5 protein-coding genes are annotated in these 5925 nt (G+C 34.4%); 1 reads left to right on the forward strand and 4 read right to left on the reverse strand.

The features are described 5' to 3' along the window. Positions 1–191 precede the first annotated feature (191 nt). The 3 genes from ACTTKP_RS10815 to ACTTKP_RS10825 all read right to left on the reverse strand — a co-directional run bounded on the left by ACTTKP_RS10815 (position 192) and on the right by ACTTKP_RS10825 (position 3554). On the reverse strand, positions 192–1334 hold the full coding sequence (locus ACTTKP_RS10815; RefSeq protein WP_442553911.1) for a trans-sulfuration enzyme family protein: 1143 nt from the start codon (positions 1332–1334) through the stop codon (positions 192–194). A gap of 119 nt (positions 1335–1453) precedes the next feature. Further along, positions 1454–2830, reverse strand: a complete 1377-nt coding sequence (locus ACTTKP_RS10820; protein WP_442553912.1) for an APC family permease — start codon at positions 2828–2830, stop codon at positions 1454–1456. Next, complete coding sequence (locus tag ACTTKP_RS10825) at positions 2823–3554, reverse strand: gamma-glutamyl-gamma-aminobutyrate hydrolase family protein (protein ID WP_442553913.1); 732 nt, start codon at positions 3552–3554, stop codon at positions 2823–2825. The genes ACTTKP_RS10820 and ACTTKP_RS10825 overlap by 8 nt, the downstream gene beginning before the upstream one ends. A gap of 310 nt (positions 3555–3864) precedes the next feature. Here ACTTKP_RS10825 and ACTTKP_RS10830 point away from each other — a divergent pair, with 310 nt between their 5' ends. Next, positions 3865–4596, forward strand: a complete 732-nt coding sequence (locus tag ACTTKP_RS10830; RefSeq protein WP_442553914.1) for a helix-turn-helix domain-containing protein — start codon at positions 3865–3867, stop codon at positions 4594–4596. A gap of 24 nt (positions 4597–4620) precedes the next feature. Here ACTTKP_RS10830 and ACTTKP_RS10835 read toward each other — a convergent pair whose 3' ends face one another. Then, positions 4621–5673, reverse strand: coding sequence for an aldose epimerase family protein (locus ACTTKP_RS10835; RefSeq protein WP_442553915.1), 1053 nt, complete (start codon positions 5671–5673; stop codon positions 4621–4623). Positions 5674–5925 lie beyond the last annotated feature (252 nt).

Here is a 5925-nt window from a genome sequence, read left to right on the forward strand (position 1 = left end):
ATTTTTTCATCAGTTTAATTTTTTCATCAGTTTAATTTTTTCATCAGTTTAATTTTTTCATCTTATTTTTAAAGTATATACTTGTATATACTAATTGTCAAGTATACTTTAAAAATTTCCGCATTTTCTCCTAAAAGAAAATGCGGAAATAATCATTTTTACTAAAATAAATTTTGCGTAAATCAAAGTTCTTAATCAGCCAAAGCCTGACCTAAATCCTCTATTAAATCCTCAATATCCTCAATACCACATGACAGCCTCAAAATTTCATCAGTCACTCCATACTTAAGCCTATCCTCTTTAGACATACACTTGTGGGACATTGTGGCAGGATGTGAAATGATTGACTCTACTCCACCAAGACTTACAGCAAAGATAGGTATCTTTATCTTTTCTATAAATTTATCCATATCCTCTTTCTTGTAGAACTTGAACGAAAGCACAGCACCACCTGAGCTTGCCTGACTCATATGTATTTTATAATATCTACAGGTAGGTATACCCGGATAATATACAGTCTTAATCTTCTCCTGCTTAGCTAAAAACTCTGAAATAGCCGCTGCATTAGATACAGACTTTTCCATACGGAGTCCCATAGTCTTCATTCCTCGAAGAACTAACCACGCATCTTCAACTCCCATTATAGCACCGAAGTTTTTCTGAAAAAGTCCGAGGCAACCTACATACTCATCACTGTTAGTAGCTATCATACCTGCTACTACATCACTGTGACCGTTTATGAACTTTGTCATACTTTCTACAACAATATCTACTCCCAATTCAAGAGGACGCTGATAAAACGGTGTCATAAAAGTATTGTCGGCTATTGTTATCAAGTTATGTCTCTTTGCTATCTCCACAAGTTTTCTGATATCAGAAACCTTAAGAAGCGGATTGGATGGAGTTTCAATGTAGAGTATCTTGGTATTTTCTTTAATACTGCTCTCTACAAGTTCTAAATCATCATAATCCAGAAGCGAAACTTCCATTGAAAGTCTTGGCATAACCTCCGTAGCAAACTGGAAAGTACCTCCATAAACTTCACTAGGGAAAATCACATGTCCCCCTGCTCCTGCCAGCATCAGCACATTGCTTATAGCTGCCATTCCTGATGAGAACACAAGACCATGCTTTGCTCCCTCAAGCTTAGCTACAGCACTTTCAAGTGCCATTACGGTTGGATTTCCAAATCTTGAGTAGCTATATTTTTTACCGTCTACATAGCAGCTCTTCTGATCAAATGTTGAAGTCTGATACTTAGGTATGGATGCTGCACCTGTGTAGCCATCTATTACAGGATAGCCATGAAGCATCTTTGTATTTATTCCTTTCAAAATTTTCACCTCTTTAATCTAAAATTATTCATCCCATAGTCACAGGTCTCTGAATTTGAATAATATAATTAAGCAAATCAATTTTTAATCTATGACTATGGGAAGATATTTTGTTAATCTTATTTCTTTTTAGAGTTCAAATGGAAGTATGCAATAATAGGAAGAACTACATAACCTATTATCATAGCTGTAATAGCATACCAGTTAAGATGTGCTACTCCGTCTTCACCTGTAACTGAGAACTGTCCTTTCCAGTTAAATTTGTAAAGGAGGAGAACTGTAAGAGCTACTGAAATTATCGGTAAAACTACATCTGTAATAACATTTTTCTTAGCATCAATAATTTCTTCCTTCTGCTTGCCCATAAAGAACACAATTACACCAAGAGGAACTATGATAAACTGTGCAAATCTGGCAATTGAGCTGATTATCATTATACCCTGCATATCATACATAAATGACATTGGTACAACTATTGCAAGTGCTGCTGTAAGAATAAATGCATTCAAAGGAATATCTTTAGCATTACGCTTTCCAAGAAAAGCAGGAAGAACACCGTCTTTAGCCATAGCTTCACATACTCTTGGAGCATGGAAAGATGAAGCTACATTTATACCGAACATAGAGATAAGGGCACCTATAATTATAATTCCTCTGATTATTTTATTTCCAAATACTGCAGCAAGGATAACAACCTCATCTGACTGTACAAGAGCAACAGGATTTATCATCATTGCAACAAGTACTATACCAAAGTAAATAGCTGCAATTACACCAATAGCAAGAGGAATAGCTCTTGGAAGATTCTTCTCAGGATTTTCCATATCACTTGCACCTGAAGCCACACTCTCAAAACCGGTAAATGCATAGAAAGCTGAAATCACAGCAGTTACAAACATAGTTGCATCCATCTCAGGAATTAAAGCTCCACCATCTGCATTTTTAAGCATATCTACATCTGTAATATGATTTTCACCTGTAATTAATATAATAACAATACCTGCTACTATGGTAATCGCAAGAGCTGCTACTTTACCTGCGGTTGAAAGGTCGCTTATAAGAGTGAGGAAAGCAGTTCCTTTAACATTTATTATAAATAATATGAGCATAAGCACTAAAAATCCTACAGTTACATTTACAAGATTTTTAGAGTCCATTCCAAGTATTGAAAGTGCATTTTTTATTACAGCTGTAGCCATAACCCCCCACGCAATACTTGCAGATACATATCTGGTTACACCGATGAACATACCAGTATTTGCTCCAAACGCTGCCTTTGCATAAGAATAAGCTGCACCATTTTTTACTACATATTTACTAGCTGCTGCAAAAGTTACTGCAAGTACTGCTGCAAACACAGCTGCACAAAGATAAATGAAAGGTGCCATACTTCCTGCCTGCTTAGTAACTCCACCCGGAGATAGGAAGATACCCGTACCTATTACTGAATTGATAGTAAGAAATACTATCGACCAAAATTTCATCTTTTTATTCATTAGAAGCCTCCTTTATAAATCTTTCAAATAATTTATTCATCATTTCTACCGACTCATGCAACATCTCAGGATGCCACTGTACTCCTATAAGGAAAGGATAATCTGTCTTCTCGATAGCCTCAATAACTCCATCCGGAGCCTCTGCCCTCTTAACAAGACCAGCACCAACCTCTTTAATTGCCTGATGATGGAAAGAATTTATCATAAATTTCTCCTCACCAAAGATTTCAAACAGTTTTGAATTCTTATCTACAGTAACCGAATGTGTTACCCTTGCCGGAGTATTTACCTGATTGTGCTTAAGAGTTTCTATACCCATATAGCTTAAATCTTGATACAAACTTCCCTTAAAATAAGTATTGATAATCTGTGCTCCTCTGCAAATTCCAAGCACAGGCTTCTTGGCTTCAAGTGCAGCCTTAAGAAGACCGTATTCAAAATCATCTCTCTCAGGAAAAATATCACCAAGCTTTGGCATAGGCTCCTCTCCGTAATTCTTGGGAGTAACATCCTGACCACCTGAAAGCAGGAGTCCGTCTACCATTTCCATCTGAGCCTTAATAACCTCTTCATTCTCGTTAAATGGAATGATAAATGGTATTCCGCCATTCTTTATTACAGAAAGAATGTAGTCATTGTTTACATAGGATCTCTTATAACCTGCAAAATTACCTGAAGCATCAATTATCAGACTTCCTGATATTCCAATAACCGGTTTTTTCATGTATTTCCTTCCTCCCATCTTTAATATTCTGTCGTAACTCTTCAGCTTTGCCCAACTCGTAGACATTTTGTATTCTACTCATTAGGAAGAGTTACATTTTGTACTTCTTTTAATACAAATTTAGTTTACATTATTTAAGTTATGTTGTAAAATGATATTAGTTTTATTCTAAATAGAATTATTTTATTAATTTCCATTAATTTTTACTTATAATAGATTTTATAATACTTTTATATACTATATTATGTTTTTTAGTTTTATGTAGATTTTAACAATAAATTATTTGATTTTTAGTGAATTAGAGGTAAATATGAATAATATAGAAGTTACACTGGGAAATGCTATTAAAAATTGTCGAATAAATAGGCATTTTACACAGATAGAATTAGCTAATTTGATAAATAAGAGCAATACTACTCTTGCAAAATATGAAAAAGGGGAAATAAGCATTGATGTAGCTACCCTTGTTGAGATTGCAAAGGTACTTCAAGTGCCACTGGAATATTTTATAGAAGCTCTAAAAGAAAAAACTGAAAAATCCATTCCACCTCAGGCAGACCTCATCATTCCACAGTTTTACAGCAGTAAAAAACTTTATCTTTATTTCTGGGATGCAAGAAATAACTCACTAAATACCTCTGTTCTTAAAATTCTTGAAAAAACAGAGTGTACAGCCAACTGTCATAAAGCTGAAATTTATATGAATGTAAAAAATGTAGATGATTATATTTTTTGTGAAAATGCCTACGAGGGAACCATTGAATTTCACCATATCATCACCAATATTTATATGAAACACAAGGCTACTCCAATCGAAAAAATCACTATAAATATACTTGAAAATTTCACCCCGACCGATACTAAACTAGGACAGTTTACAGGGGTATCTTTCCGCCCTATAACTCCACTGTCATGTAAAATGTTACTTAGCATAAAGCCGCTTAAAGAAAATGATCCTGTGCTTAAGAAGCTTGTAATTGATAAAGAAGATATTAAAAGACTTAAAACAAATAATTTCTTCTCTGTAACACAAAACTGGTAGGCTCATCGCCTACCAGTTTTTTCATCATTCCTTAACATTAAACTTAAATACAGTTGTACTTCTATACTCCTTACCTGCACTTATTATGCTTGACTTAAAGTTTTTTTCGTTGCAGGCATTTGGAAAATACTGTGTTTCAAAGCAGACTCCGGCTCTCGGATTATAAACAGCTCCTGCCTTACCTTTTTTATTTTCAAGAAAATTAGCAGTATATACCTGCATTCCCGGCAAATCTGTCATTACTTCCATTGAAATTCCTGTCTTATCCGAATAAAGTTCTGCCACCTTTACAATGTCACCCTCTGTACCATTTAATACAAAGTTATGATCATATCCCCTTGCTATCTTTATATAATTATAATCTGAATCAATCCCCTCTCCAATTTCCTTCATCTTCCTAAAATCCATAGGAGTATTCTCTACATCTACAATCTCACCTGTAGGTATCATATTAGATGCTATTGCAGTAAACTTATCCGCATTTACATACATTTTATGTTTAAGAATATCACCTTCTCCATCTAAGTTAAAATAACTGTGATTAGTAGGATTGATTACTGTATCTTTGTCGGAAATCCCTCTATATTCAAGAATCAGTTCATTTCCCTCTGTTAAAGTATAGGTTATACTAAGTTCAGCCTTCCCCGGAAATCCTTGTTCCATATCCTTAAAAGTATGCATAAATCTAACTCTTGTTGCAAATTCATCTTCAAGAACTTCTGCATCAAAAAGCATATAATGAGAACGGTCTGATCCGCTGTGAAGGTTATTTTCTCCATCATTTTTTTCAAGTTCGTAGGTAATTCCGGCTATAGTAACTTCAGCTCCCCCTATTCTGTTTGCATTTCTACCTACAAAGCTTCCAAGAGCTTCTGCATTATCATAATATCCGGCTACATTATCATAGCCAAGGTTAACATCAACGAGCTTTCCGTTTTTATCAGGCACAATTATGTCTTTAATAATGGCACCCAAGTTTAACAAACTTACCCTCATCCCATTTTCATTGGTCAATGTATAACATCTTATATCAGACCCATCCTTTGCTTTCCCAAAATTACTGATTTCTACCTTCATAATATCCTCCGTTAAAACTTTCACATACTAAGGAATTTCCTATACATACATTATACAAAATCCCCTATAAATTACAACAATCAAATTTCTTTTCAGTTCATCTCTTATCAGCCATATAATACTTTTGGACTTAGTTTGATAAATGTTTTAATTTTGTCTATTCTGTACATGAAAACTCCTAAACTTTGTGCACTTTATCATTGTCTGAAAATTCAAAATATATTATAATATCCCTATCTTGTTACTTCTAAA

The sequence above is a fragment of the Catonella sp. genome, assembly GCF_052169795.1.
Classification (GTDB): Bacteria; Bacillota; Clostridia; order Lachnospirales; family Lachnospiraceae; genus Catonella.

Bases quoted from the DNA above. Each gene is read 5' to 3' on its own strand.
- ACTTKP_RS10820 (WP_442553912.1), bottom strand. From the start codon at position 2,830: ATGAATAAAAAGATGAAATTTTGGTCGATAGTATTTCTTACTATCAAT.
- ACTTKP_RS10825 (WP_442553913.1), bottom strand. From the start codon at position 3,554: ATGAAAAAACCGGTTATTGGAATATCAGGAAGTCTGATAATTGATGCT.
- ACTTKP_RS10830 (WP_442553914.1), top strand. From the start codon at position 3,865: ATGAATAATATAGAAGTTACACTGGGAAATGCTATTAAAAATTGTCGA.
- ACTTKP_RS10835 (WP_442553915.1), bottom strand. From the start codon at position 5,673: ATGAAGGTAGAAATCAGTAATTTTGGGAAAGCAAAGGATGGGTCTGAT.